Source organism: Streptomyces sp. SID12501 (genome assembly GCF_010550245.1).
Taxonomy (GTDB): Bacteria; Actinomycetota; Actinomycetes; order Streptomycetales; family Streptomycetaceae; genus Streptomyces.
Genome location: NZ_JAAGLU010001001.1, coordinates 1 through 393 on the forward strand (window position 1 = coordinate 1; position 393 = coordinate 393).

The window sequence follows — 393 nt, forward strand, 5'->3', positions numbered from 1 at the left end:
CCACTACTACCCCCGAGGAGAAGGTCGGCGAAGCCCCCGCTGCTCCGCGCGGCGCGATCGACCGCTTCTTCCAGATCACCGAGCGCGGCTCGACCATCCGCAACGAGATCCGCGGCGGTCTCGTCACCTTCTTCACGATGAGCTACATCATCGTGCTCAACCCGCTCATCATCGGGACCCTGCCGGACAGCACCGGCCAGTTCCTCGGTGGCGGGGACTCCCCGAACCTCGCGATGATCGCGGCCGCCACGGCGCTGATCGCCGGCGTCCTGTCCATCACGATGGGCCTGGTCGCCAACTTCCCGATCGCGCTCGCGGCCGGCCTGGGCCTGAACGCGGTCGTCGCGTACACGATCGCGCAGCTGCCGGGCATGACCTGGGCGGACGCGATGG

General features: G+C 69.0%; 1 pseudogene. It reads left to right on the forward strand.

What is annotated here, in order from left to right:
• Positions 1 to 393 (forward strand): annotated as a pseudogene (locus tag G3I71_RS49535) (solute carrier family 23 protein); the annotation flags it as partial.